Raw genomic sequence first — 24,489 nt, 5'->3', positions numbered from 1 at the left:
CGGCTTTTTTGATAACCTGAGATCATGGAACACCGGCTGCTCGACCGCATACCGCTGGAGGCTTTTCGCGTTTTCGACGCGGCCAGCCGGCATATGAATTTTTCCCGTGCCGGTCGCGAGCTCAACATCACCCGGGCCGCCGGCAGCCACCGCGGCAAGAACCTGGAATTGACGCAGCAGGGCGAGCGGCTGTTTCAGCGCGTACGGGCGACCATCCCCACTGGCACCTGTCGCCGCTGATGGCAGAGGAACTGTCGCCGGTCGCATCGCCCGACTATCTCGCTTCGCGCGGCCTCGAGGCGGAAGCGCTGACCTATCTCGGCCTGCCCCGCAAAAAGCCATCGAGGGACGCGGTGCGGCGCCTGCATGCTGCACTCGAAAAATCGACATGAGCGGCGGACGGGTCAAGGCGACGACACCGCCGAAACAACCGAGCCGCACGGGCATCGTCTTCTTTCTCGTCGCCTTTGCGTTGATTGTGATGGCTATCCTGGCAACCGTTCTGCTTGCCAACGGGCAAAGGAACCTGAAGCAGTTGCTGAGGGCGCTCGATCTTCCGACTACGTTCCTCGAAGCCGGAAAGCCGCCGGAGCAAGCCCCGGAGGTTCGCGTCAAGCGACAGCCGCCCCACGTCGCCCTGCCGGTCTGGACCTTCCAGGATCTGCAGACGCCGGAACAGCAGTTCCTGCGGGTGATCCGCAGCGATCCCCGCGCGCTCTGCGATGAGCTGCGCGCGGCCGGCTTCCGCGAACTCGAATGGAAGTCGAGCGCCGGCGAACGTGGCCAATGGGAATGCTCCTCGCTGGTGTCCTTTCCGCGCCCAGGGGTCGACAAGACCTCGTCGATCTTCATTTTCATCAAGGGCAGCGGCGAGGAGGAGATCACCTCGTTTCGCGTCAAGCTCAACATCGAGCGCCCGGAAGATGCGCAGGCGGTCACCACCAGCGCCGCGCGAGCCGCGTCGGTTTTCCTCGATCACGTCCGCTGGGCCGATGGCGGCAGCATTGCGCTCCAGATCCAGGCGCTGAAGGAATTCGACGTAAAGCGCTTCGGCAGCCGCGTGCAGTTCAAGCGCGAAACGGACGAGACGACGGCCCGCTACAATTTCCTCGCCAACCAGCCTGCACGCGCGCGCCCGAAGAGCATCGCAGAACTCTACTTCGACAGGGATAAATGGCTCGCCTACGGCCAGGTCGACACGCGCAACTTCGTCCTCGGACCGACGGCTTGGAATGGGCCGGCGAAGATCCCCGAAGACCGCGATCCTGAAGCGAGCCCGGCGAAAGCAGGCACTGACGCAAAACCGTGACCCTACAGCGCCGCGCGTCAAATATGACGCGCAAAGGACGCTGTAGCACTATGAAACTGCTGCATAATTTGATCCTTAAATCGGATCCGATTTAAGGAATTATGCAGTAGGCTCAGCGATCGATCCGGGTCGAGAGGATGATCGATGACAGCGTGCGGTCGACGCCATCGATCTCGCCGATGCGATCGATCAGCAGATCGAGTTCGCTGATCGAGGCGGCCGCGACGACGGCAATCAGATCGAAGCTGCCGCTGACCGAATGCAGGCTGCGGATCTCGCGGATGGCGGCAAGCTCCGGGGTCACGCGGCTGAGCGCCCTTGGCGCGATGGTGATCAGCACATGCGCCTTGACCAGACCCTTCTCATAGCTCTCCGACAGCCGGACGCCATAGCCGGCGATCACCCCCTCGCGTTCCAGCCGCTCGATGCGCGCCTGCACGGTCGTTCGCGACAGGCCGAGCCTGCGGGCGATCGTTGCGGTCGGCATGCGGGCGTTTTCGCTCAGCACTGCGAGAAGCTCACGATCCTTGTCGGTAATCTGCATTTCGTCGGTCCATATGGGCAATCTGCCGAATATCTATAGGCGATTTAGTCATATTAGCGCTTCAAATCAACAGCGTCCCGCCGGACAATGGGGCCTGAAACACATTTCATACCCTGGGGGAAAGTCATGAAGGACATCGTCGTCATCGGAGCAGGCAAGATCGGCTCCACCATTGCTCGCATGCTCGCGCACACCGGCGATTACAGCGTCTGTGTTGCCGACCGCAGCGCCGAGCAGCTGGGCCAGATCGAGAAGCACGCCGCCATCACGACGGCGACCGTCGATATCGGCGACAAGAAGGCGCTCGTCGCCCTGCTCTCCGGCAAGTTCGCCGTTCTCAGCGCCGCACCGTTCCACCTGACGGTTGCCATTGCAGAAGCCGCCGCCGAAGCCGGCATCCACTACCTCGACCTGACCGAAGACGTCGAATCCACCCGCCAGGTCAAGGCGATCGCTGCCAAGGCCAACACCGCCTTCATCCCGCAATGCGGTCTTGCACCGGGCTTCATCTCGATTGTCGCCAATGATCTCGCCAGCCGCTTCGAAACGCTCGAAAGCGTGCGCATGCGCGTTGGCGCACTGCCGCAGTACCCGTCGAACGCTCTCAACTACAACCTGACCTGGAGCACCGACGGCGTCATCAACGAGTACATCGAGCCCTGCGAAGCGATCGTCGAAGGCAGCCTGATCGAAGTGCCGGCGATGGAAGAGCGCGAAGAATTCTCGCTCGACGGCGTGACCTACGAAGCCTTCAACACCTCCGGCGGTCTCGGTACGCTCTGCGAATCGCTGAAGGGCAAGGTCCGTACCCTCAACTACAAGACGATCCGCTACCCCGGCCATGCCGCCATCATGAAGGCGCTCTTGAACGACCTCGGCCTGCGTCACCGTCGCGAAGTCCTCAAGGACATCTTCGAAAACGCGCTGCCGACCACCACCCAGGACGTCGTCGTGATCTTCGTGACGGTTTCGGGCTTCCGCGAAGGTCGCCTGATCCAGGAAACCTACGCCAACAAGGTCTATAGCGGCGTTGTCGCCGGCCGCATGCAGAGCGGTATCCAGATCACCACCGCCGGCAGCATCTGCGCCGTGCTCGATCTGCTGGCCAATGGCAAGATCGCATCCAAGGGCTTCGTTCGCCAGGAAGACATCGCTCTCGATACCTTCCTCGCGAACCGCTTCGGTCACTACTACGCCCAGAAGGGCGAGGCAGAGCGCGTCGCCGGCTGAGACCACTCGGTTCGATTGCGCTGACTTTAATGCCCGGGTTCCGCCCGGGCATTTTTTATGCGGTGGGCGTCATGGTGACGATCGGGCCCTCGGTGGCGCGTCGGCCATGATGTAGCCGCGCCATAACGCTCCGACCGCCGCGGTGGGCTTTACGTCCGGCCGAATTCATCCTCGATGCGGATGATGTCGTCCTCGCCGAGGTAGGAGCCGGTTTGAACTTCGATCAGCTCCAGCGGGATCTTGCCGGGATTGTGCAGCCGGTGAACGGTTCCTTGCGGGATGTAGACCGACTCGTTTTCGTGCAGCAGCCGCGTTTCGCCGGCCATGGTGATCTCGGCCGTGCCACGCACGACGATCCAGTGCTCGGCGCGGTGGTGATGCTTCTGCAGCGAGATCTTCTTGCCGGGGCTAACCTTCAGCCGCTTGACTTCGTAACGCTCGCCGCTGGAGACCGAGGACACCGCTCCCCAGGGCCTGTAGGACGTCGGGTGCTCCTGCGTAAGCCCGGAGGTTACCTGCGAGCGTGCGAGCACCTTGACGATGTTTCCGACGCTCTGGCTGTCTTCCAGCCGCCCGACATAAACGGCATCCTCGCTGGCAATCACGGCGATATCCTCAAGCCCCTGGACAGCGAGGTGAATATCACGCGAGAGCACCAGCGAATTGCGTGTGTTCGACACCGTCGCCCGGTCGGTCACGACATTGCCGTCACCGTCCTTGCGGCCGGTCTTCCAAACCGCATCCCAACTGCCCAAGTCCGACCAGGCGAATGAGGATGGAACGACGGCTGCCCGGGCCGTCTTCTCGAAGACCGCATAGTCGACCGAAATATCCGGGGCCTTGGAGAAGGCTTTTGCCTCCAGCCGGCTGAAATCAAGATCCTTGCTGGCGCCCCCGACGGCCGCCTCGGTCGCGGCATAGACCTCAGGCGCATGGAGCTGCATCTCATCGAGGAACACTTTGACGGGCAGCATGAACATGCCGGAGTTCCAGAGATAACGCTCCGTGGCCAGCATTGCTTCCGCCTTGGCCCGATCCGGCTTCTCGACGAAACGGGCAACCCGGTTGGCGCCCGCCGGCAACGGCTCGCCAAGCTCGATATAGCCATAGCCGGTCGCCGGCTCCGTCGGCGTGATGCCGAAGGTCACCAACTCGCCGGCGCCCGCCGCCTGCTGCGCACGCAGCATGCAATCGATGTAGACCGCTCCGGCATCGATCTCGTGATCGGAGGCGAGCACCTGCATGATCGCCGCTTCGCCGTATCGGGCGAGCACGACGAAGGCCGCGGCGGCCAATGCAGGCGCCGTGTTGCGGGCGACCGGCTCGAGCAGGATGTCGCTTAGCGGAGCATCGACGGCCCGCGCCTGTTCGGCAACGATGAAGCGGAAATCGCTGTTGGTGACGATGATCGCCGGCTCGTAGAGGCGCTCATCCCGCACCCGTTCGAGCGTCTGCTGGAACAGCGACCGGTCCGACAGGATCTGCAGGAACTGTTTCGGCGCACCCGAGCGCGACAGCGGCCACAGGCGTGTACCTTTTCCACCCGCCATGATCACGGGAACGATCTTAGACGTCATAGCAAGCCTCTGCGTGCATGGTACGATAGTCCCTCAATACAGGACGGATGCTAAAGAATGCCTGAAACAGTCGGCACGCTCAAACGGCCTTCGAAGGTTCGAGCGCAATGCGTCAGATCTGACGCACGAACGACGCTGCAGCGTTTGAAGCCTGGGCATCGTTTTCCCCGTGGGGAGGTGCCGGTGAACCTGGCGATGCCGCCCCTATCGCAGGCGCCCGCAGCCGACAAAAAAACCCCGCTCGAAGGCGGGGCTTTTTCATTGGTTCTTCCCGTCGGGATGTCCCTTTCAGGCCGGGATCACGATTTCCCCGAGCTTCGTCAGTTCGGCGATGAACTGTTCGACGCGCGTCTTCTTCTCGTCGCCGGCGCCTTCCAGTTCGGCACGAACCGCCTCGATGCGCTTTTCAAGCGCAGTGCGGTCGAGTTCGTCGACATGCACGGCGGATTCGGCAAGCAAGGTGCAGCCGGTCGGCAGGATGTCGGCAAAGCCGCCGAAGACGGCGAACCGCTCGGCCTTGCCGTCAGCCGTCTTCACGGTGACGACGCCGGGCTTGACCGTCGTCATTGTCGGGGCATGATTGGCCATCACGGTCATCTCGCCCTCGGTCGCCGGGATGACGACTTCCGTCACCTTCTCGGAGAGGAGCAGGCGCTCGGGGGAAACAAGCTCAAAATTGAAACTGTCGGCCATGACCATTCACTTCTCGTGGGCGCGCCACCTGAGGTGGCAGGCTGTGCATGTCTTCCCTGCTCCGCCAAGGGCGGAACGCAGGATGAAAGCCTCGGCGCATCTCTGCGCCGAGGCTTACGATGCTATCAAGCGGCTTCTGCAGCCAGCTTCTTGGCCTTTTCGACCGCTTCTTCGATCGAGCCGACCATGTAGAAGGCGGCTTCCGGAAGATGGTCGTAGTCGCCGTTGACCAGGCCCTTGAAGCCCTTGATCGTGTCTTCGAGAGCAACGAGCTTGCCCGGCGAACCGGTGAAGACTTCGGCGACGAAGAACGGCTGCGACAGGAAGCGTTCGATCTTGCGAGCGCGCGCGACGGCCAGCTTGTCCTCTTCAGACAGTTCGTCCATGCCCAGGATGGCGATGATGTCCTGGAGAGCCTTGTAACGCTGCAGGGTCGTCTGGACCTTGCGCGAGATCTCGTAGTGCTCTTCGCCAACAATCATCGGGTCGAGCATGCGCGACGTGGAGTCGAGCGGGTCAACGGCCGGGTAGATGCCCTTTTCAGCGATCGAGCGCGACAGAACCGTCGTTGCGTCCAGGTGGGCGAACGAGGTGGCCGGCGCCGGGTCGGTCAAGTCGTCGGCCGGAACGTAGATGGCCTGAACCGAGGTGATCGAACCCTTGGTCGTCGTGGTGATGCGTTCCTGCATCTGACCCATGTCGGTCGCCAGCGTCGGCTGGTAACCCACGGCCGAAGGAATACGGCCGAGCAGAGCCGACACTTCCGAACCTGCCTGGGTGAAGCGGAAGATGTTGTCGACGAAGAACAGAACGTCCTGGCCCTTGTCGCGGAAGTCTTCAGCGATCGTCAGACCGGTCAGAGCGACGCGAGCGCGGGCGCCCGGCGGTTCGTTCATCTGGCCGTAAACGAGGGCCGCCTTGGAGCCTTCGCCGCCGCCGTGCTTGTTAACGCCGGACTCGATCATTTCGTGGTAAAGGTCGTTGCCTTCGCGGGTGCGTTCACCCACGCCAGCAAACACCGAGTAACCACCGTGCGCCTTGGCGACGTTGTTGATCAGTTCCATGATGAGAACGGTCTTGCCGACGCCTGCGCCGCCGAAGAGGCCGATCTTGCCGCCCTTTGCGTAAGGCGCGAGAAGGTCGACGACCTTGATGCCGGTGACGAGGATCTGCGCTTCCGTCGACTGCTCGACGTAGGACGGCGCGTCCTGGTGGATGGCGCGCTTGCCCGACGTGACGAGCGGACCGGCTTCGTCGACCGGCTCGCCGATGACGTTCATGATGCGGCCGAGCGTTTCGTCGCCAACCGGAACCGTGATCGGTGCACCGGTATCGGTGACCGGCTGGCCGCGGACGAGACCTTCGGTCGAGTCCATGGCGATCGTGCGGACGGCGTTTTCGCCGAGGTGCTGCGCGACTTCGAGAACGAGGCGGTTACCGTTGTTGTCGGTTTCCAGTGCGTTCAGGATCTGCGGAAGCTGGCCTTCGTCGAACGCAACGTCGACGACGGCGCCGATGACCTGCGTTACGCGACCGACAGCGCCGGCTGCCGCAACGGCGGTCTTGGCGGAAGCTGCCTTCCTCGGTGCAGCCGGCTTCTTCGCCGCTGCGGTTTCTTTCGGGGTAGCTGCCTTAGCCATTATCCTTACCCTCTTCTCGTAACCTTAGAGCGCTTCCGCGCCCGAGATGATTTCAATGAGTTCCTTGGTGATCTGAGCCTGGCGCTGACGGTTGTAGTTCAGCGTCAGCTTGTTGATCATCTCACCAGCATTGCGCGTCGCATTGTCCATCGCGCTCATCTTTGCGCCCATTTCGCCGGCGACATTCTCGAGCAGGGCCCGGAAGATCTGCACCGAAATGTTGCGCGGAATGAGGTCGCTCAGGATCGCGCCCGCGTCCGGCTCATATTCGTAGACGGCCGAAGCATCCGATGCTTCCACTGCGACCGGGCCGGCCGAAGCGGGGATCAGCTGCTGTGCCGTCGGAATCTGGGCGATAACGGACTTGAACTCAGAATAGAACAGCGTGCAGACATCGAACTCGCCCTTTTCGAAGAGCGCGATGACCTTGTGGCCAATCTGGTCGGCGTTTTCAAAGCCGATCTTCTTGACCTCACGCAGGTCGACACGATCGATGATCAGCGACGCGTATTCGCGACGCAGAATATCGAAGCCCTTCTTGCCGACGCAGATGATCTTCACCGTCTTGCCGGCGGCAAGCAGCTTGCGAACGTGGTCGCGAGCGTGGCGGGCGATCTGCGAGTTGAAGCCGCCGCAAAGACCGCGTTCGGCCGTGCAGACGACCAGAAGATGCGTGTCGTCCTTGCCGGTGCCCGTCATCAGCTGCGGCGCACCGTCGTCCGCGCCAACCGCCTGGGCGATGTTGGCGAGAACGGCAGCCATGCGCTGCGAGTAAGGCCGGGCGGCCTCGGCCGCCTCCTGCGCACGCCGAAGCTTCGCCGCGGCGACCATTTTCATCGCCTTGGTGATCTTCTGCGTCGCCTTGACGGAGGCGATCCGGTTCTTCAGATCCTTAAGTGAAGGCATCCGTTATCCGTCCTAAATGAAATCCGCTCAGGCGAAAGACTTGGCGAAGCTGTCGATTGCAGCCTTCAGCTTGCCCTTGACGTCGTCGGAGATCGCCTTGTCCTTGCGGATGGTTTCCAGGATGTCCTTGCCTTCCGAACGCATGTACGAAAGCAGGCCCTGCTCGAACTTGCCGACTTGGTTGACCGGCAGCTTGTCGAGGTAACCGTTGACGCCTGCGAAGATGACAGCGACCTGCTCTTCCGTCTTCAGCGGCGAGAACTGCGGCTGCTTCAGGAGTTCGGTCAGGCGTGCACCGCGGTTCAACAGACGCTGCGTAGCGGCATCGAGGTCGGAGCCGAACTGCGCAAAGGCCGCCATTTCGCGGTACTGAGCGAGTTCGCCCTTGATCGAGCCGGCAACCTGCTTCATCGCCTTGATCTGCGCGGCGGAACCGACGCGCGAAACCGACAGACCGACGTTAACGGCCGGGCGGATGCCCTGGTAGAACAGGTCGGTTTCAAGGAAGATCTGGCCGTCGGTGATCGAGATCACGTTGGTCGGAATGAACGCCGAAACGTCGTTGCCCTGCGTTTCGATGACCGGCAGAGCCGTCAGCGAACCGCCACCGTTGTCGTCCGAGAGCTTTGCAGCGCGCTCGAGCAGGCGGGAGTGCAGGTAGAAAACGTCGCCCGGGTAAGCTTCGCGGCCCGGCGGGCGGCGCAGCAGGAGCGACATCTGACGGTAGGAAACGGCCTGCTTGGACAGGTCGTCGTAGCCGATCAGGGCATGCTTGCCGTTGTCGCGGAAGTATTCGCCCATCGCGCAACCCGCGAACGGAGCGAGGTACTGCATCGGAGCCGGGTCGGATGCGGTCGCCGCAACGATGATCGAGTACTGAAGAGCGCCACGCTCTTCCAGAACCTTCACGAACTGGGCAACCGTCGAACGCTTCTGGCCGATTGCGACGTAGACGCAATAGAGCTTGTCGCCTTCCGGACCATTGTCGTGAATGGCCTTCTGGTTGAGGATCGTGTCGAGAATGATCGCGGTCTTGCCGGTCTGGCGGTCGCCGATGACGAGCTCGCGCTGGCCACGGCCAACCGGGATGAGGGCGTCGATGGCCTTGAGGCCGGTCGACATCGGCTCATGCACCGACTTGCGCGGAATGATACCGGGAGCCTTGACGTCAACGCGCGAGCGCTGCTTGGCGTTGATCGGGCCCTTGCCGTCGATCGGGTTGCCGAGCGCGTCGACGACGCGACCGAGCAGTTCCGGACCAACCGGAACGTCCACGATGGCGCCGGTCCGCTTAACGGTGTCGCCTTCCTTGATGTCACGGTCCGAACCGAAAATAACGACACCGACGTTGTCGGCTTCGAGGTTCAGCGCCATGCCGCGAATTCCACCCGGGAATTCGACCATCTCGCCTGCCTGAACATTGTCGAGGCCGTAGACGCGGGCGATACCGTCACCGACGGAAAGCACCTGGCCGACTTCGGAGACTTCTGCTTCCTGGCCGAAATTTTTGATCTGATCTTTAAGAATTGCGGAAATTTCCGCGGCGCGGATATCCATCAGCCGACCTCTTTCAGTGCAAGCTTAAGGGTAGAGAGTTTGGTGCGAAGGGAAGTGTCAATCTGGCGAGACCCGACCTTGACGATCAGACCTCCAAGAATAGACGGGTCGACGGTGACGTTGACCGCCACGTCTTTGCCGGTGACGCCCTTGAGCGTCGCCTTCAATTCAGTTTCCTGCGCTGCGGTGAGCGCATGGGCCGACGTTACGTCGGCGGAGATTTCACCCCGGTGGCGCGCGGCGATCAGGCGAAACGCCTTGATCATGCCCGGCAGCGCAAAGAGGCGGCGATTGCGCGCAACAACCTTGAGGAAGTTACCGACGATACCAGAGATACCGGCCTTGGCGACGATCGCCGAAATGGCCTTGAACTGGTCGTCGGCAGAAAAGACGGGGCTTACGATCAGCCGCTTCAGGTCGTCGCTGCCGTCGATCAGGGCCTGGACGCGGGTAAGATCCGCACCGACCGCCTCGACGGAACCCGCTTCAAGAGCGAGGTCAAAAAGCGAGGACGCATACCTTTCTGCAACACCGGAAATAAGCTGGGATGTGTCTGCCACGGGCACAAGCTTCTCTCAATTTCATCCAAGAACGGTGGTGGCGGCGAGCCGTCAATTTAACGTCTTGAATTTGCTGCAATAATTTGCAGGATATCGAGGCCTGGCGACCCACTTCCCCCGCAATTCGCGGTTCGTCTAGCATAGGATGTTTGGACTCGCAACACGCGAACGGCAGGAATGCGGCATAAGTCGACCCGGATTGGCCGAATTTTGCCGTAAATTGGTTTCTGAGGATGTGAATCGCGAAAACGCGCGGGCGGCGATCAGATTATTCCGAAGACATAGGCGAGCGGAAGAATGGCAAGTGCTGCCTGCACCAGCAGCGCAACCCAGTTGTAGAGCGTGGCGCCGTTGTCGCTCATCATCGACAGGATGCGACCGAAGGCGGCGAGCGCAAAAGCGGCCCCGACGGCAAGATAGACCATCGGCTGTGCCAGGAGGATGGCGGCGAGGCCAAGGCCGGCATGCATGCCGCCCATGGTCGAGCGCGCCTCGGCCAGACCGCCACGGCGACCTTCGGCAATGCCTATGCCGGCGGCGCGAAAGGTAAGCCGCGGCGCAAACAGCATGACGACACCGATCAGCGCCGCTACCGCCGCCGCACAGAAGGCGAGGAACTCGCCGGTTTCCGTCGGAATGTAGAACTCCATGCCCGTTCCCGCAGATGAGCGCCGATCTCGATCACATCGCCTTTAGGCCATGCCTGGGTGCGACGCGTTTCTGACCTCTAGCGCATGTCGCAGCGGTTGTGAATCGCCCAAGACCCGATCACGGCCGCGATCACAAGAAACTTGCGATCAGAGGAAGCTCTGGGGATCGATGTCGAGCTGGACGCTGATCGAGCCGCGCTCCTTCGGACCGGCGGCGATCATCGCCTTGACGAAGGCCTGCATGTCGCTGTTGCGGCGCCCGTGCACCAAAAGCCGAAACCGATGACGGCCGCGGATCAGCGCCAGCGGCGCCTCGGCCGGACCGAGGATCGAAATGCCGTCGGTGCGGGGTGCTGCACTTCGAAGTCCACGGGCATGGGTCTCGGCATCCTGGCGCGTATCGGCCGATACGATCAGCGACGCCAGGCGGCCGAACGGCGGCAGCAGCGCCTTTTCCCGCTCGGCGATCTCGCGCTCGTAGAAGGCATCGGCGTCGCCCGAGACGATCGCCTGCATCACCGGGTGCTGCGGCTGGTAGGTCTGCAGCAGGCCAAGGCTCTTCAGGCCGGTTCGTCCAGCGCGGCCGGTCACCTGCGACAGCAGTTGGAAGGTGCGCTCCGCCGCCCGCGGATCGCCGTTGGCAAGTCCGAGATCGGCATCGATGATGCCGACCAGCGTCATCATCGGAAAGTTGTGCCCCTTGGCGACAAGCTGCGTGCCGATGACGATATCCGCTTCGCCCCGCGCGATGGCCTCCAGTTCCAACCGCAACCGCTTGACGCCCATCAGGTCGGAGGAGAGCACGATGGTGCGCGCCTCTGGAAAATGGCGCTCGACCTCCTCGGCGATGCGCTCGACGCCGGGACCACAGGCAACGAGGTGATCGAAGGTGCCGCATTCCGGGCAGGCCTCGGGCGTCTTTTCCGCATAGCCGCAGTGGTGGCACTGGATCTGCCCGCGGAACCGATGCTCGACGAGCCAGCTCGCGCAGTCCGGGCACTGGAAGCGATGACCGCAGACGCGGCAAAGCGTCAGCGGCGCATAACCGCGCCGATTGAGAAACAACAGCGCCTGCTCACCGCGCTCGACCGCCTTGCCGATCTGGTTGACGAGAACCGGCGACAGGAACCCACCGCGGGCCGGCGGATGCTGGCGCATGTCGACGACGCCGAGCCGCGGCAGCGCCGCATCGCCGAAGCGGGTCGGCAGATGGATCGGCTTATAGCGGCCGACCTCGCCATTGACCCGGCTTTCGACCGACGGTGTCGCCGAAACCAGCACCACGGGAAAGCCGGTGATGCGCCCGCGCACGACGGCCATGTCCCGGGCATTGTAGAACACCCGGTCCTCCTGCTTGTAGGCCGGGTCGTGTTCTTCATCGACGATGATGAGTCCCAATTCTTCGAACGGCAGGAACAGCGCCGAGCGGGCACCGGCGACGACCCGCACCGTGCCCGTCGTCACCTGCCGCCAGACTTTTTCGCGCGTTCGCGGTGCAAGATCCGAATGCCACTCGGCCGGCTTCGAGCCGAAGCGATCCTGGAAGCGTTCGAGGAAGCTCGCCGTCAGCGCGATTTCCGGTAGCAGGATCAGCACCTGCTTGCCGGCCCTGAGTGTCGCGGCGATCGCCTCGAAATACACCTCGGTCTTGCCCGAGCCGGTGATGCCGTCGATCAGCGACACCGAAAACCCACCCTGTTCGACGGCGGTCAGGAGATCGGCGGCCGCATCCTTCTGCGGGCCTTCGAGCCGGGGTGCGGCGAATTCAGGGTCGGGGGCGGCCACCACGGGCGGCGGCGCCATGAAGACGGTCTCGAACACGCCCTGCTGGGCGAGACCGTCGATGACGCTCGACGACGCGCCGGCCGCATGGGCAAGGCCCGAACGCGTCCAGGCAAAACCGTCGCCGGCAGCGGCGATGACACGCTCGCGCGCCGTCGTCATGCGCTCCGGGCGCATGTCGGTCAGTCGCAGAGCCTCCACCATCGGCTCCGGGTCGAAGGCGGCAGGCGCGCGCAACGCCATGCGGGCCACCAGCCCCGGCGGTGTCACCGTATAGGTCGCCACCCAGTCGAGAAATGTGCGCATGTCAGGCGTCAGGGGTGGGCAGTCGAAGACCTTCTCGATGGCTTTGAGCTTCTTCGGATCGACGCTGCCGTCGTCCCCATCCCAGACGACGCCCACGACCAGACGCGGGCCGAGCGGCACCTGGACGATCGAGCCGGGCTCGACCGCCATGCCATCCGGCACCGCGTAGGAATAGGCCTTCGGCGCCGGCATCGGCACCAGAACTGGCACCACGCGACGGTCGGAAACAGGCCCGAATAAATCGGTTGAATCGCGAGTCATTTTGCCGTGACCTTGCCACGTGTTTCGGTTAAAGAAAACTGCGCTGCGAACCGCAGCCTTGCCGGCGCAGGGTTTCTCACGGTTCCACCAGAGTTTCAACGCGCGCGATCTCTGCCAAAGGAATTCCTCCCGGTAGATATGCGCCCGAACGGCAATCGTGCCCCAAGGGAGTGACCCCATGAAATTTTTCGTTGATACCGCCGACGTCAAGGAAATCCGCGAGCTGAACGATCTCGGCCTCCTCGACGGCGTCACTACCAACCCTTCGCTGATCCTCAAGTCGGGCCGTGACATCACCGAAGTCACCAAGGAAATCTGCGGCATCGTCGAAGGCCCGGTTTCGGCCGAAGTGACCGCGACCGAATACGCCGAGATGATGAAGGAAGCGGCCGTTCTTTCGAAGATCGCCGACAACATCTGCATCAAGCTGCCGCTGACGCTTGACGGCCTCAAGGCCTGCAAGGCGCTGACCTCGGACGGTCACCAGACCAACGTGACGCTGTGCTTCTCGGCCAACCAAGCGCTCCTTGCCGCCAAGGCTGGCGCGACCTTCGTTTCGCCCTTCGTCGGCCGCCTCGACGACATCGCGTTCGACGGCATGGACCTGATCCGCGAAATCCGCCACATCTTCGACAATTACGGCTACGAGACCGAAATTCTCGCCGCCTCGATCCGCACCGTGAACCATGTCAAGGAAGCGGCCCTCATCGGCGCCGACGTCGTCACCGCACCGCCGGCAACGCTGAAGGCACTGGTCAAGCACCCGCTGACCGACAAGGGTCTCGAAACCTTCCTCGCCGATTGGGCAAAGACCGGCCAGAAGATCGCCTGATCTTTTCGGAATAGACATTCGAGGGCTCCGCAGCGATGCGGGGCCTTTTTTATTCGTCATCGTCGTCCATCAGGCCGGTCAGGCGCATGCCGTCGATCCAGGTGGCGCTGTCCTTGCGGATCACCCGGCGCGCGCGCACGCCGCAGCGCTCGCGGATGGCATTCGCCAACCGCTCCGAATGGGTGACGATCCAGATCTGGCTGTCGCGCGCCGCACTGGCGATCATGTCGGCAAGCGCCGGCAGCATATCCGGATGCAGGCTGGTTTCCGGCTCGTTGAGCGCGATGAACGGCGGGCGGCGGTAGGAAAGCAGCGCGGCGGCCAGCGCCAGGAAGCGCATCTGCCCGTCGGACAGCTCACGCGTCGAAAACGGCCGTTGCGGAAAATCGGGAAAGACGAGCGAGAATTCGGCGAACTGGCCGGGATGCGGAACGTCCAGATAGGCGCCGCCGAAGGCATCGGCGATGGCGCGGTCGAGATCGACGGTGTCCTGCCGCGTGTGCCGCAGCGTCGCGAAGACAGCCGCCATGTTGGTGCCCTCTTCGTCCAACATCGGTGCCGTTACCGCAAGGCACGGCTGGCGCAACGGCGAATCGCGATCGGTGCGGAAGCCGTGAAAGAACCGCCATTGATCGACGGCCCTGCGAAAGGTGCCGATCTCGGGATAGTGTCCGGCATCACCCAAGAGCGCGATCGCCGTCTCCGATTGCAGCGCCTGCTCGGGGTAGTCCTCCATCCGTCCGCGGTCGCCGCGCACGAAAATGCCGGGACCGGCGCGTTTCATCATCGTCACCGGACGCCGTCCGGTCTCGACGCTCAGTTCCTCTTCCTTGACCTGCGGCTCATAGGCGAAGCCCGCTGCCGCTTTTGGCGGACGCAGCCCGGCCTCTATCCGGTAGTGGAATGTGATGGCGCGCTCCTCGTCCATCAGCTCGGTCTCGAGCCGGATGCGCACAGGCTTGTCGGCACGTCGCCGGCCGCTCCAGAGCGCCGAGGACATGCCGCCTTCCCTGGCGATCTCATAGGCAAGGCTGCCGCGCACGGCAGCCTGCACCAATTGCAGCGCGCGATAGAGGTTGGATTTGCCCACCCCGTTCTCGCCGATGAACAGGTTGACACCGGTCAGATCCATGCGGATCGACTTCAGGGAACGGTAGTTTTCGGCAAACATCGAGCGAAGCAGCATCGCTCTGCTTTAGCTCATTCCCGTCATCACATGAAGCGATCAGCAGGCCACGGAAGCGCGCGCCACGGGACGGAACATCGCATCGGCGTCGCGCGCCAAGTCGAACACCGTGTGGCGTTCCAATGCCTTCGTCACGTCGGCGGCGTCACCCTCCAGAGCCTCCGGCGCAATGAGATTGCCGATGCGGAAATCGAAGAGGTCGCCCTTTTTGTTGAGCAGCTCGTGGAACACCGTCATGTCGCGCAGCTCGGTCGACCACTTGGCAAACCAGTAGAACAGGCCTGAGTTGCGCGCGCTCATATGCACCGGCAGGATCGGCAGGCCGTACTTGCGCGCAAAACCGACAGCCGATGTTTTCCATGGCCGCTCGTTGAGACGACCATCCGCCCAGTAGGCGATGCGGCCGGAAGGAAAAAGAACCGTCGCCTTGCCCTCGCCGATCGCCCGGTTGGTGACCTGCAGCGTTTCGCGGGCCTTGAGCTTGCTCTTGTGCTCCTCGCGCCACTCGACCGGAATGACCATCTCGACGAAGCGCGGGTTGACGCGGATCGCGTCGCGGTTGGCGAAGAACATCATGTCTGGCCGCCGAGTCTTCAGGAGATCGAAGACGGCGATGCCGTCGGCAATCCCGGTCGGGTGATTGCTCACCAGCAGGAATCCGCCCTTATCAGGAATACGCTCGACCCTATCGACGCGCACGTCGAGCGACAGAAGCGAACTCAGGTGCTCGAAAGCCTGGAAGCCCGGCACGTTGGCCACCGCATCGGCGAATTCCAGCGCCTTGCGATAGTTCAGAAGTGTGTAGAGAAAGGGCCGGATAACGGGCCACATCGGGCTCCTGACGATCCGCTGGCCGCGCTCGGCAATGAGTGTATCGACGATGTGGCCGGGCTGCCCTTGCGAGACCAGGGCGATCACTTCAGCAAAATGCGCGAATCCGTTCACCGAATCCCGTCCCGCCATGGCCTCATCCGATTCTTTACGGCTGAACATCGCAATTCAATATGATCGAAGGATGACAAATTCCAAGGGCACGTTAGCAAAAACATAAGAGGCGTCAGGGCATTGTCGATGACCGACCACCTTGGAAAGCGACAATGAACGAGCTGCTCGTCATCGGCCATCCGGACCTGCTTGCAGAGCGCCAGCGCTGGCTGCAGGGGCTCATGCAGGAGCGCCGCCTGTCCGACAACACCGTCGACGCCTATGAGCGCGACACGCGGCAATTCCTGACATTCCTCACCGGCCATCTCGCCGGCCCGCCGCGCCTTTCCGATATCAGCACCTTGCGGCCCGCCGACCTTCGCGGCTTTCTCGCCCAGCGTCGCAAGGGCGGCGCGGGTGCGCGCACGCTCGGCCGGGGCCTTGCCGGCCTGCGCTCGTTCCTGCGCTATCTCGAGCGCAGCGGGCTTGCCAACGCTGCCGGAGCCGCCGCCGTCCGTTCGCCGAAACAGCCGAAATCCTTGCCGAAGCCGCTGACGGACCGTGAGGCGCTCAACGTCGTCACCACGGATGCGCAGCTTGCCGAAGAGCCGTGGGTGGCTGCGCGCAACGCGGCCGTGCTGACGCTGCTCTACGGCTGCGGCCTGCGCATTTCCGAAGCGCTGGACCTGACGCCAGGCGATTTCGCCGGCGCTCCAACCTCGTTGCGGATCACCGGCAAGGGCGGCAAGACCCGCATCGTGCCGCTGATGGCCGTGGCGCGCGACGCGGTCGCCACCTATCTCAAGCTCTGCCCCTACCATCCCGGCGCCGACGAGCCGATGTTCCGCGGCACTCGCGGGGCGAAGCTTCAGCCGGCCATCATCCAGCGCGAGATGCAGAAGCTGCGCGGCGCCCTCGGCCTGCCCGATACCGCCACGCCGCATGCGCTGCGCCACTCCTTCGCCACGCATCTGCTTGCCGGCGGCGGCGATCTCAGAACCATCCAGGAACTGCTCGGCCATGCCAGCCTGTCGACGACCCAGGTCTATACCGGCGTCGACTCCGCGCGGCTCTTGGAGATCTACGACCGGGCGCACCCGCGCGCCTGAATTTGGGCGAAGGGTCGGGTTAACCATATGCATTAAGGAAGCCGTGACCGACAAAGCGTAGGGTCCGCTAAACTCGGCAGAACATTAGGAAGTGATCATGTATTCGATCGCCAAGCCCGCCCGTAACCTCGCGGCCAGGGCCGCCGATATGGCCCTGTGGCTGATCGCGCTCATCCATCTGCTGCTCGCGGCAAGCCTCATAGCGGCCATCGTCTCGATCTCGCAGGCGCACGCCGCGACCGAAGCCGTCTGTGGCGGCACGAACATCATCGCCGGTCTCGAAAAAACCGACCCCGCCAAACTCGCCAGGCTGAAAGCGGAAGCCGACGCCATACCGAACGGCAAGGGCATTTTCTGGAAGATCGAGAAGGACGGCATCGCCCCCTCCTTTCTTCTCGGCACCATGCATGTCACCGACCCGCGTGTGCTCGCCATGCCGACGGGGGCGTCCGATGCCTTCGCCAAGGCATCGACTGTCATCGTCGAATCCGACGAGATCATCGACGAGAAGAAGTCGGCCGCCGCCATCCTGATGCGGCCCGACCTCACCATGTTTGCCGACAACAAGACCATCAACGATTTTCTGAGTGCCGAAGACCGCGAGCGGCTCGAGCGCGGGCTGAAGGAGCGCGGCATACCGCTGACGCTGGTCGCGAAGATGAAGCCGTGGATGATCGCGAGTTTCGTCGCGCTGCCCGCCTGCGAGATGACGCGCAAGGCCGCCGGCGCGTCCTTCCTCGACAAGAAGCTCGCCGAAGATGCCGTCAGCCAAGGCAAGACGCTGAGGGGGCTCGAGACCCTCGTTGAACAACTGTCCGCGATGGATTCGCTGCCGACGGAACTGCACCTGCGCGCCCTCATCGAGACGCTCGCCCTTGGCAAGACGATCGACGACGTGCTCGCCACCACCACCGATCTCTACCTCTCCGGCGACACCGGCATGATCATGCCGATGATGAAGGCCGTGTCCGAAGATGTGGCAAGCGAGGACGCCAGCTACGCCGACTTCGAACAGCGCATCATCATCGACCGCAACAAGACGATGGCGACCCGCGCCGGGCCGATCCTTGGCGGTGGCAACGCCTTCATGGCGGTCGGTGCCCTGCATCTTGCCGGCGACGAAGGCCTGGTCGAACTGCTCAAGCGTCAGGGGTTTTCCGTCACACCGGTCAATTGATCGGCTGGTTGCGGAGCCTCGCTCAATCGCCCGAACGGGTAGCGCCGGCCAGAAGCGTGGGCACGATGACCTTGTGAAACGGAATGACCGCCGCCAGGTAGACGCGTCCGAGCGCGTTGTGGCGTCGGACGAGCGTCGTCATGCCGATGATCTGGTTGACGGCCGACCCCGCCCTGACGTCGACAACAATGCGGAAATCGAGATGGGCGTCGTTGAAGCCGAGTACGACCTCGTCGTCACTCCGAGACAACACTGGAAACGGGCCGATCAGGCCATACTTGCCCGCTGAGGGCGCCTCGGACTTGAGGCCGACCACCGATACCAGCCGGTTTCGAAGCTGCAACAAGGTGCGAACCCAGGCGGGGGAATTTCCGAGCGAGCGCTCGGCCGCCTCGACCGCCGTCAGCCCCTTTCCGTTCAGGGCGAGTTCGAAGCGATCTGCCCAATCGGCGTCGGGCAGATGCGGGCTCGGCAGGACAACGGTGGCGGCTCTGGGTTTCATGATCCCTCGTGGCGGCAGCTAGAACAATTCCAGGAAAGGTGTGAAACGGTTTTCCGTCCGGAATTGCGCAATTGCTAGAAGCGACGGGCTCTCCGTCGCAAGCGCATGGGGTCGATGATCGCGCCGAAACCCGGCGCAAGACAGGGGGCCGCTTGTCGCAGCCCCCTGCGCAAATCGTCACATATGGATCGGCTTGAAGAAGGTCGACAGCGCCGCTTCCTTGACGGCTTCCGACATGGTCGGGTGCGCGTGGCAGGTACGGCCGAGATCTTCCGACGAGCCGCCGAATTCCATCAGAACGGCAATCTCGTGGATCATCTCACCGGCGCCGAAGCCGACGATGTGGCCGCCGAGAACGCGGTCGGTTTCCTTGTCCGCCAGGATCTTGACGAAACCATCGGTCGCCAGCATCGCACGGGCACGGCCGTTTGCCGTGAACGGGAACTTGCCGACCTTGTAGGCGACGCCCGCAGCCTTCAGCTCTTCCTCGGTCTTGCCGACGGAGGCAACTTCCGGCTGGGTGTAGACGACGCTCGGGATGACGTCGTAGTTCACGTGACCGGCCTGGCCCGCGAGAATTTCCGCAACCGCAACGCCTTCGTCTTCGGCCTTGTGCGCCAGCATCGAGCCGCGCACGACGTCGCCGATGGCGTAGACGCCGACAACGCTCGTCTGGAAGTGATTGTCGATCTCGACGCGGCCGTGCTGGTCCATGACGACGCCGGCTTCGGCAAGGCCAAGGCCGTCGGTATAGGGCTGGCGGCCGGTGGCGATCAGGACGACGTCGGCGTCGAGCGTGACGGCGTCACCGCCCTTGACCGGCTCGTACGTCACCTTGGCGCCCTTGCCGTCCTTGACGACGCCGGTCACCTTGGCGCCGAGCTTGAACTCGATGCCCTGCTTGGCCAGCATGCGCTGGACCTGCTTGGAGACTTCGCCGTCCATGCCGCCGAGGATGGCGTCGAGATATTCGACAACGGTCACCTTGGCGCCGAGACGGGCCCAGACCGAGCCGAGTTCGAGGCCGATGACGCCGCCGCCGACCACGATCATGTTCGCCGGCACCTTTTCGAGCGCGATGCCGCCGGTGGACGAGATGATCACCTTCTCATCGATCTCGACCGACACGCCGGGAATGCCGGCAACGTCGGAGCCGGTGGCGATGACGATGTTCTTCGCCTCCAGAACCTGCTCTTCGCCCTTGTCGTTGGTGACGGAAACCTTGCCTTGGCCGATCACCTTGCCGGTGCCCTGGATGCCGTCGATCTTGTTCTTCTTGAATAGGAAGGAAACACCCTCGACGTTGGACTTAACGGTCGCATCCTTGTGCGCCATCATCTTTTCGAGGTTGAGCTTGGGCGCGCCGACTTCGATGCCGAGCGCATCCAGGCCGTGGCCAGCCTGGTGGAACATTTCCGAAGCATGCAGCAATGCCTTCGACGGAATGCAGCCGATGTTGAGGCAGGTGCCGCCATAGGTGGCGCGCTTTTCAACGACGCCAACCTTCAGGCCGAGCTGTGCCGCCTTGATAGCGCAGACATAGCCGCCGGGGCCGCTGCCGATAACGATGAGATCATAAGCCATTGGATTATCCTTCCTTCAGGACGGTTACCGTCCGCCGCTGACATTGAGAATGGCTCCCGTCACGTAAGTCGCCTTATCGGACAGGAGATAAAGAACCGCATCCGCCACTTCCTCGGCCGTGCCGGGTCGCTGGACGGGGATGGTTGACGCGAGATCGCGTGCCCGGTCCGGCAGGCCGCCGGACGCGTGGATTTCAGTGTCGATGATGCCGGGGCGAACCGCATTGACGCGCACGCCCTCGGTCGCGACTTCACGCGCAAGGCCGATGGTGAACGTGTCGATCGCACCCTTCGAGGCGGCATAGTCGACATATTGCGCCGGCGAGCCGAGTTCGGCCGCAACCGACGAGATATTGACGATGACGCCGCCCTTGCCGCCATGGCGTGTCGACATGCGGCGAACCGCTTCGCCCGCGCACAGGATGGAGCCGGTAACATTGATGCGGAACATCCGCTCGAGCCGCTCGACCGACATTTCGTCGACGCGTTGGGTCGGGCCGACGATGCCGGCATTGTTGACCAGCCCGTCGAGCCGGCCGAAGGCCTTGTCGACAGCCGCAAAGATCGACTTGATATCCGCATCGGACCCGACGTCGCCCTTGACCGCGATCGCCGAACCGCCGCCTTGCCGGATTGCGGCCACGACGGCATCGGCCGCCTCGGCGTTCGATGCGTAGTTCACGACGACGGACCACCCGGCCCTGGCGGCGCCAAGGCAGACGGCTGCCCCGATGCCACGGCTGCCGCCGGTGACGAGAACAACGGGCGCAGCACTCATGCGGCGCACCCCTTGAGGGTGAAGGCATCCCAGCTGTCGACCTCCGCCTTGCCCTTGCCCCAGGCGCTGGAGGCACGCAGCGACGGACCGAAATCGGGCAGCAGGATCTGGTGTGCGGCCGGCGCGTCTTCGGCCGGGATTTCGGCGATCGCACCGGCCTTGTCGACGGAATAGACCGGCCCCTGCCAGACGGTGCAGGTCCGAAGCTCTTCGCCGGTGACGTCACCGGTAGGGCAATTGTGCATGACGATGCCGGTCGCGCGTTCCGGTTCGCCGGAGGGCATGACGACGCCGTCGAGCAGCAGGCCCGGCTTCAAAACCGCGATCTTGAAATGATTGCTCGTCACCGCGCTTTCCGATCCCACCGGCTCGAAGCGCAGCTCGTACCCCCCATCACGGTCGCCGTAGATGGCGCGGGCCTGGCTGCACTCCTGGCCAAACGCCGGCGTGGCAGCCACGGCACCGATTGCAGCAACAAGCAAGGAGCGGGCAAACACCATCAGGCGGCCTTCTCGGTCGCAAGCTTCAGTCCGAGCGCGATGAACACCAGGCCGCTGGCGCGGTCGATCCACTTGCTGGCACGGGTGAAGGCGGCGCGCATGCGCGGCGTGGTCATGAACAGGCTGACGCCGACGAACCACAGGATGAGGCAGGTCGCCATCACGACCCCATAGCCGAACTTGATCATGATCGGCGTATGGGCGCCGACGACCGTCGAGAAGATCGACAGGAAGAAGAACACCGGCTTCGGATTGAGCGCATTGGCCGCAAAGCCGAGGCCGAATGCCTTGACCGCGGACTGGCTTTTTGCCGGCTCGCCGGAAGGTGCCGCGTCGACCGAAATCTCCGTCTGGCCCGCCCGCAGCGCCTTGATCCCGATGTAGATCAGGTAAGCCACACCGCACCATTTGACGATGTTGAACAGATAGATCGACTGCGAAATGATCAGGCCGAGGCCAAGGATCGTATAGGTGACGTGGAACATCAGCGAGGTGCCGATGCCGAAGGACGTGATGATCGCCGGACGGCGGCCATGGACGATCGATTGGCGCATCACCATCGCCAGATCGGCGCCGGGCGAAACGATGGCGAAGGCGAAGATCGCCATCAGTGATGCGAGTTCGAGAAGATATTGACTCATGATTGTGCGACCGGTGCGTTGAAGGCCCAGACGTGGCCGAAGGGATCCTTGATGCGCGCATAACGCGCCTGCCAGAACGTATCCTGCGGCTCCAGCACTGTCGATGCCCCGGCCGCCATGGCCCTTGCATAGGCCGCATCGACATCGGCCGCCGCTGGCAGATTGATGTTGATCGCCACGCCGGTGCCGCCGACGGTCAGCGGCGACAGCACGCTGCCGCCAAACTCGGGAAACTCGTCATGCATCATGATCTCGCCGCCGAACAGCGCGAGGTTGGCGTGCATCACGCGTTTGCCGTCTTCCGCCATCTGGTGGAACGTGTTCACCGCACCGAATGCCTTCTCGTAGAAGGCGATTGCCGCCAACCCGTCGCTGACGCAGATGTGTGCCTGGATAGGTGGTACGTCGGACCCGAATGCCATGTCGTGCGCCTCCGTCTAGAGCATTTCCAGGAAAAGTGCGAAGCGGTTTTCCGTCAGGAAATGCGTAAAAACAAATAGATAGAGCGCTTCCAAGACTCCGTGTAAAAACGGAAACGCTCTAGACGAGAATACCTGCCAGCATCAGTATGAGCCCGGCGGCGGAAACCGTCCACACAGCCGAGCGGACCAGCCCCAGACCGCCGATATAGATCGGCAGATAGGCCGCCCTTGCCCAGAACCAGATCATCGCGCCCCATTGGGTGAGCGCGTCGCTCCGGCCCGAAAACTCGATCACAACGGCGAGCGCTATGAAGACCGGATAGGTCTCATGGAAGTTGCGCAAGGCCCGGGTGGCCCGGCCTGTGAAGATGTTCGGCTCGGGCGCGACATCGCGATTGGTGTCGGCTTCGATGATCCCGTTCTGCAGCCGATAGGTCCCCGCCTGCGCCATCACATAGACGAAGGCGAGAATGGCGCTCCAGAGCAGGTAGGTCAGTTCCAGCGACATCGTGCGATCCGGAATGAACGGGCCGGAGAAGGAAACGGGGGCTGCGATCGCGCCCCCGCCATTGCCTTGGAGATCGAGCCCCTAGAGATCGAGAACCAGACGCTCCGGATCCTCGAGGCTGTCCTTGACGCGCACGAGGAAGGTAACCGCTTCCTTGCCGTCGACCATGCGGTGGTCGTAGGACAGCGCCAGGTACATCATCGGACGGATGACGATCTGACCGCCGACCACGACCGGGCGGTCCTGGATCTTGTGCATGCCGAGAATGCCCGACTGCGGCGCGTTCAGGATCGGCGAGGACATCAGCGAACCGTAGACGCCGCCGTTGGAGATGGTGAAGGTACCGCCCTGCATGTCGGCCATGGAGAGCTGACCGTCACGGGCAAGCTTGCCCAGGCGGCCGATATCCTTCTCGATCTCGGCGATCGACATCTGGTCGGCATCGCGAACGACCGGCACGACAAGACCCTTGTCGGTGCCAACGGCGACGCCGATGTGGCAGAAGTTCTTGTAGATGACGTCGGTGCCGTCGATCTCGGCGTTGACAGCAGGGATTTCCTTCAGCGCGTGGGTAACGGCCTTGGTGAAGAAGCCCATGAAGCCGAGCTTCACGCCATGCTTCTTCTCGAAGATGTCCTTGTACTTGTTGCGCAGGCTCATGACCGCGCTCATGTCCACCTCGTTGTAGGTGGTGAGCATGGCCGCAGTGTTCTGCGCGTCCTTGAGGCGACGGGCGATCGTCTGGCGCAGGCGGGTCATCTTGACGCGCTCTTCGCGAACGACGTCCTCGGCCGTCGACGGCGCGCGGGCCTGGACCTTGACCGGCTCGGAAGCGGCCGGTGCCGAAACGCCCTTGGCGACAGCGGCAAGCACGTCGCCCTTCAAGACCTGGCCACGCTTGCCCGACCCATCGACCTGATCGGCCGAGAGGTTGCTTTCGGCAAGCAGCTTGCCGGCGGACGGAGCCGGTGGCATCGACGAGGCAGCCTGCGGCGCTGTAGCAACGGCCGGAGCGGCGGCAACCGGCTCTGCCTTCTTCTCGGCAGTAGCGGCGGGAGCCGCAGCAGCACCCGAACCGGCAGCAATCTGGCCGAGCAGGGCGCCGAGGCCAACGGTTTCGCCGGCCTGGACGACGATTTCGGAGAGAACGCCGGCCGAGGGAGCCGGAACTTCGATCGTCACCTTGTCGGTTTCGAGTTCGAGCAGCGGTTCGTCTGCCTTGATGGCATCGCCGACCTTCTTGAACCAGGTACCGACGGTCGCTTCACTGACGGACTCGCCAAGGGTGGGAACGCGGATTTCTGTTGCCATG

Annotated in this window: 26 protein-coding genes; 7 read left to right on the top strand and 19 right to left on the bottom strand. The window is 63.2% G+C overall.

Going from position 1 to position 24,489, the window contains the following annotated elements; genetic code table 11:
* The first annotated feature begins 24 nt into the window (after positions 1 to 24).
* Genes BC363_RS35650 through BC363_RS28710 form a run of 3 tightly spaced genes read left to right on the top strand, consistent with a single transcriptional unit; the run spans position 25 to position 1,309 of the window.
* Positions 25 to 240, top strand: a complete 216-nt coding sequence (locus BC363_RS35650; protein ID WP_065780757.1) for a LysR family transcriptional regulator — start codon at positions 25 to 27, stop codon at positions 238 to 240.
* Positions 240 to 392, top strand: coding sequence for a hypothetical protein (locus tag BC363_RS35645; protein WP_202618632.1), 153 nt, complete (start codon positions 240 to 242; stop codon positions 390 to 392). Before BC363_RS35650 ends, BC363_RS35645 begins: the two co-directional genes overlap by 1 nt.
* Complete coding sequence (locus BC363_RS28710; RefSeq protein WP_065780756.1) at positions 389 to 1,309, top strand: DUF6030 family protein; 921 nt, start codon at positions 389 to 391, stop codon at positions 1,307 to 1,309. Before BC363_RS35645 ends, BC363_RS28710 begins: the two co-directional genes overlap by 4 nt.
* 112 nt (positions 1,310 to 1,421) lie before the next feature.
* On the opposite strand, the gene BC363_RS28705 is transcribed toward BC363_RS28710, so the two are convergent.
* Complete coding sequence (locus BC363_RS28705; RefSeq protein WP_065780755.1) at positions 1,422 to 1,853, bottom strand: Lrp/AsnC family transcriptional regulator; 432 nt, start codon at positions 1,851 to 1,853, stop codon at positions 1,422 to 1,424.
* A 126-nt stretch (positions 1,854 to 1,979) separates the two neighbouring features.
* Here BC363_RS28705 and BC363_RS28700 point away from each other — a divergent pair, with 126 nt between their 5' ends.
* Positions 1,980 to 3,083, top strand: coding sequence for a saccharopine dehydrogenase family protein (locus BC363_RS28700; RefSeq protein WP_065780754.1), 1,104 nt, complete (start codon positions 1,980 to 1,982; stop codon positions 3,081 to 3,083).
* A gap of 149 nt (positions 3,084 to 3,232) precedes the next feature.
* Here the strand turns inward: BC363_RS28700 and BC363_RS28695 are convergent, their stop codons facing one another.
* The 8 genes from BC363_RS28695 to BC363_RS28660 all read right to left on the bottom strand — a co-directional run bounded on the left by BC363_RS28695 (position 3,233) and on the right by BC363_RS28660 (position 13,015).
* Positions 3,233 to 4,660, bottom strand: a complete 1,428-nt coding sequence (locus BC363_RS28695) for a mannose-1-phosphate guanylyltransferase/mannose-6-phosphate isomerase (RefSeq protein ID WP_065780752.1) — start codon at positions 4,658 to 4,660, stop codon at positions 3,233 to 3,235.
* Between the two features lie 288 nt (positions 4,661 to 4,948).
* Positions 4,949 to 5,353 (bottom strand): F0F1 ATP synthase subunit epsilon, encoded by a 405-nt coding sequence (locus BC363_RS28690; RefSeq protein ID WP_065780824.1) that lies wholly within the window; start codon positions 5,351 to 5,353, stop codon positions 4,949 to 4,951.
* A 125-nt stretch (positions 5,354 to 5,478) separates the two neighbouring features.
* On the bottom strand, positions 5,479 to 6,993 hold the full coding sequence (gene atpD, locus BC363_RS28685) for a F0F1 ATP synthase subunit beta (protein ID WP_065780748.1): 1,515 nt from the start codon (positions 6,991 to 6,993) through the stop codon (positions 5,479 to 5,481).
* 24 nt (positions 6,994 to 7,017) lie between these two features.
* Entirely contained in the window at positions 7,018 to 7,899 is an 882-nt protein-coding gene (locus tag BC363_RS28680; RefSeq protein WP_065780746.1) for a F0F1 ATP synthase subunit gamma, read from the bottom strand.
* A 27-nt stretch (positions 7,900 to 7,926) separates the two neighbouring features.
* The gene (atpA, locus tag BC363_RS28675) at positions 7,927 to 9,456 is read right to left on the bottom strand and encodes a F0F1 ATP synthase subunit alpha (protein ID WP_025425066.1); all 1,530 of its coding nucleotides are present in this window, start codon (positions 9,454 to 9,456) and stop codon (positions 7,927 to 7,929) included.
* A complete protein-coding gene (locus BC363_RS28670; protein WP_065780744.1) occupies positions 9,456 to 10,022 on the bottom strand; it encodes a F0F1 ATP synthase subunit delta in 567 nt (188 codons plus the stop codon). The genes atpA and BC363_RS28670 overlap by 1 nt, the downstream gene beginning before the upstream one ends.
* 257 nt (positions 10,023 to 10,279) lie before the next feature.
* Complete coding sequence (locus tag BC363_RS28665) at positions 10,280 to 10,666, bottom strand: DUF4345 domain-containing protein (protein ID WP_065780742.1); 387 nt, start codon at positions 10,664 to 10,666, stop codon at positions 10,280 to 10,282.
* A gap of 147 nt (positions 10,667 to 10,813) precedes the next feature.
* Complete coding sequence (locus BC363_RS28660; protein WP_065780740.1) at positions 10,814 to 13,015, bottom strand: primosomal protein N'; 2,202 nt, start codon at positions 13,013 to 13,015, stop codon at positions 10,814 to 10,816.
* Between the two features lie 178 nt (positions 13,016 to 13,193).
* Here BC363_RS28660 and fsa point away from each other — a divergent pair, with 178 nt between their 5' ends.
* Entirely contained in the window at positions 13,194 to 13,847 is a 654-nt protein-coding gene (gene fsa, locus BC363_RS28655) for a fructose-6-phosphate aldolase (RefSeq protein WP_025425070.1), read from the top strand.
* Between the two features lie 49 nt (positions 13,848 to 13,896).
* Here the strand turns inward: fsa and BC363_RS28650 are convergent, their stop codons facing one another.
* On the bottom strand, positions 13,897 to 15,033 hold the full coding sequence (locus BC363_RS28650; protein ID WP_065780734.1) for an AAA family ATPase: 1,137 nt from the start codon (positions 15,031 to 15,033) through the stop codon (positions 13,897 to 13,899).
* 39 nt (positions 15,034 to 15,072) lie between these two features.
* A complete protein-coding gene (locus tag BC363_RS28645; RefSeq protein WP_065780732.1) occupies positions 15,073 to 15,996 on the bottom strand; it encodes a GNAT family N-acetyltransferase in 924 nt (307 codons plus the stop codon).
* Positions 15,997 to 16,130: 134 nt separating this feature from the next.
* On the opposite strand from BC363_RS28645, the gene BC363_RS28640 reads away from it, so the two are divergent.
* Together BC363_RS28640 and BC363_RS28635 are read left to right on the top strand one after the other, a co-directional pair.
* Complete coding sequence (locus BC363_RS28640; RefSeq protein ID WP_065780730.1) at positions 16,131 to 17,066, top strand: tyrosine recombinase XerC; 936 nt, start codon at positions 16,131 to 16,133, stop codon at positions 17,064 to 17,066.
* Positions 17,067 to 17,163: 97 nt separating this feature from the next.
* Positions 17,164 to 18,243, top strand: coding sequence for a TraB/GumN family protein (locus tag BC363_RS28635; RefSeq protein WP_065780728.1), 1,080 nt, complete (start codon positions 17,164 to 17,166; stop codon positions 18,241 to 18,243).
* 22 nt (positions 18,244 to 18,265) lie between these two features.
* Here the strand turns inward: BC363_RS28635 and BC363_RS28630 are convergent, their stop codons facing one another.
* The 8 genes from BC363_RS28630 to odhB form a co-directional block, all read right to left on the bottom strand.
* Complete coding sequence (locus BC363_RS28630; RefSeq protein WP_065780713.1) at positions 18,266 to 18,745, bottom strand: DUF2867 domain-containing protein; 480 nt, start codon at positions 18,743 to 18,745, stop codon at positions 18,266 to 18,268.
* Between the two features lie 177 nt (positions 18,746 to 18,922).
* Positions 18,923 to 20,329 carry a dihydrolipoyl dehydrogenase gene (gene lpdA / locus BC363_RS28625; RefSeq protein ID WP_065780711.1) on the bottom strand — a complete coding sequence of 469 codons (1,407 nt, stop codon included), beginning with the start codon at positions 20,327 to 20,329 and terminating at the stop codon, positions 18,923 to 18,925.
* Positions 20,330 to 20,353: 24 nt separating this feature from the next.
* Positions 20,354 to 21,106: an SDR family oxidoreductase gene (locus tag BC363_RS28620; RefSeq protein ID WP_065780823.1), complete on the bottom strand. Its 753-nt coding sequence runs from the start codon at positions 21,104 to 21,106 to the stop codon at positions 20,354 to 20,356.
* Positions 21,103 to 21,606 (bottom strand): hypothetical protein, encoded by a 504-nt coding sequence (locus tag BC363_RS28615; protein ID WP_065780709.1) that lies wholly within the window; start codon positions 21,604 to 21,606, stop codon positions 21,103 to 21,105. Before BC363_RS28615 ends, BC363_RS28620 begins: the two co-directional genes overlap by 4 nt.
* Positions 21,606 to 22,247: a LysE family translocator gene (locus tag BC363_RS28610; RefSeq protein WP_065780707.1), complete on the bottom strand. Its 642-nt coding sequence runs from the start codon at positions 22,245 to 22,247 to the stop codon at positions 21,606 to 21,608. Before BC363_RS28610 ends, BC363_RS28615 begins: the two co-directional genes overlap by 1 nt.
* On the bottom strand, positions 22,244 to 22,669 hold the full coding sequence (locus BC363_RS28605; RefSeq protein ID WP_065780703.1) for a VOC family protein: 426 nt from the start codon (positions 22,667 to 22,669) through the stop codon (positions 22,244 to 22,246). The genes BC363_RS28610 and BC363_RS28605 overlap by 4 nt, the downstream gene beginning before the upstream one ends.
* A 118-nt stretch (positions 22,670 to 22,787) precedes the next feature.
* Entirely contained in the window at positions 22,788 to 23,177 is a 390-nt protein-coding gene (locus BC363_RS28600; RefSeq protein ID WP_065780701.1) for an MAPEG family protein, read from the bottom strand.
* Between the two features lie 81 nt (positions 23,178 to 23,258).
* Positions 23,259 to 24,488, bottom strand: coding sequence for a 2-oxoglutarate dehydrogenase complex dihydrolipoyllysine-residue succinyltransferase (odhB, locus tag BC363_RS28595; RefSeq protein ID WP_065780699.1), 1,230 nt, complete (start codon positions 24,486 to 24,488; stop codon positions 23,259 to 23,261).
* Position 24,489: the final 1 nt, after the last annotated feature.

Source organism: Ensifer sp. LC384, assembly GCF_001695865.1.
Lineage (GTDB): Bacteria > Pseudomonadota > Alphaproteobacteria > Rhizobiales > Rhizobiaceae > Ensifer.
The sequence above is the reverse complement of the archived record's forward strand: the minus strand, read 5'-3'. Positions and strand labels throughout refer to the sequence as shown.

Bases quoted from the DNA above. Each gene is read 5' to 3' on its own strand.
- BC363_RS28635 (WP_065780728.1), top strand. From the start codon at position 17,164: ATGTATTCGATCGCCAAGCCCGCCCGTAACCTCGCGGCCAGGGCCGCC.
- odhB (WP_065780699.1), bottom strand. From the start codon at position 24,488: ATGGCAACAGAAATCCGCGTTCCCACCCTTGGCGAGTCCGTCAGTGAA.
- BC363_RS28680 (WP_065780746.1), bottom strand. From the start codon at position 7,899: ATGCCTTCACTTAAGGATCTGAAGAACCGGATCGCCTCCGTCAAGGCG.
- BC363_RS28600 (WP_065780701.1), bottom strand. From the start codon at position 23,177: ATGTCGCTGGAACTGACCTACCTGCTCTGGAGCGCCATTCTCGCCTTC.
- BC363_RS28605 (WP_065780703.1), bottom strand. From the start codon at position 22,669: ATGGCATTCGGGTCCGACGTACCACCTATCCAGGCACACATCTGCGTC.
- BC363_RS35650 (WP_065780757.1), top strand. From the start codon at position 25: ATGGAACACCGGCTGCTCGACCGCATACCGCTGGAGGCTTTTCGCGTT.
- atpA (WP_025425066.1), bottom strand. From the start codon at position 9,456: ATGGATATCCGCGCCGCGGAAATTTCCGCAATTCTTAAAGATCAGATC.
- BC363_RS28690 (WP_065780824.1), bottom strand. From the start codon at position 5,353: ATGGCCGACAGTTTCAATTTTGAGCTTGTTTCCCCCGAGCGCCTGCTC.
- BC363_RS28705 (WP_065780755.1), bottom strand. From the start codon at position 1,853: ATGCAGATTACCGACAAGGATCGTGAGCTTCTCGCAGTGCTGAGCGAA.
- BC363_RS28700 (WP_065780754.1), top strand. From the start codon at position 1,980: ATGAAGGACATCGTCGTCATCGGAGCAGGCAAGATCGGCTCCACCATT.
- BC363_RS28615 (WP_065780709.1), bottom strand. From the start codon at position 21,606: ATGGTGTTTGCCCGCTCCTTGCTTGTTGCTGCAATCGGTGCCGTGGCT.
- BC363_RS28620 (WP_065780823.1), bottom strand. From the start codon at position 21,106: ATGAGTGCTGCGCCCGTTGTTCTCGTCACCGGCGGCAGCCGTGGCATC.
- fsa (WP_025425070.1), top strand. From the start codon at position 13,194: ATGAAATTTTTCGTTGATACCGCCGACGTCAAGGAAATCCGCGAGCTG.
- lpdA (WP_065780711.1), bottom strand. From the start codon at position 20,329: ATGGCTTATGATCTCATCGTTATCGGCAGCGGCCCCGGCGGCTATGTC.
- BC363_RS28630 (WP_065780713.1), bottom strand. From the start codon at position 18,745: ATGAAACCCAGAGCCGCCACCGTTGTCCTGCCGAGCCCGCATCTGCCC.
- BC363_RS28650 (WP_065780734.1), bottom strand. From the start codon at position 15,033: ATGCTGCTTCGCTCGATGTTTGCCGAAAACTACCGTTCCCTGAAGTCG.
- BC363_RS28645 (WP_065780732.1), bottom strand. From the start codon at position 15,996: ATGGCGGGACGGGATTCGGTGAACGGATTCGCGCATTTTGCTGAAGTG.
- BC363_RS28640 (WP_065780730.1), top strand. From the start codon at position 16,131: ATGAACGAGCTGCTCGTCATCGGCCATCCGGACCTGCTTGCAGAGCGC.
- BC363_RS28665 (WP_065780742.1), bottom strand. From the start codon at position 10,666: ATGGAGTTCTACATTCCGACGGAAACCGGCGAGTTCCTCGCCTTCTGT.
- BC363_RS28660 (WP_065780740.1), bottom strand. From the start codon at position 13,015: ATGACTCGCGATTCAACCGATTTATTCGGGCCTGTTTCCGACCGTCGC.
- atpD (WP_065780748.1), bottom strand. From the start codon at position 6,993: ATGGCTAAGGCAGCTACCCCGAAAGAAACCGCAGCGGCGAAGAAGCCG.
- BC363_RS28695 (WP_065780752.1), bottom strand. From the start codon at position 4,660: ATGACGTCTAAGATCGTTCCCGTGATCATGGCGGGTGGAAAAGGTACA.
- BC363_RS35645 (WP_202618632.1), top strand. From the start codon at position 240: ATGGCAGAGGAACTGTCGCCGGTCGCATCGCCCGACTATCTCGCTTCG.
- BC363_RS28610 (WP_065780707.1), bottom strand. From the start codon at position 22,247: ATGAGTCAATATCTTCTCGAACTCGCATCACTGATGGCGATCTTCGCC.
- BC363_RS28710 (WP_065780756.1), top strand. From the start codon at position 389: ATGAGCGGCGGACGGGTCAAGGCGACGACACCGCCGAAACAACCGAGC.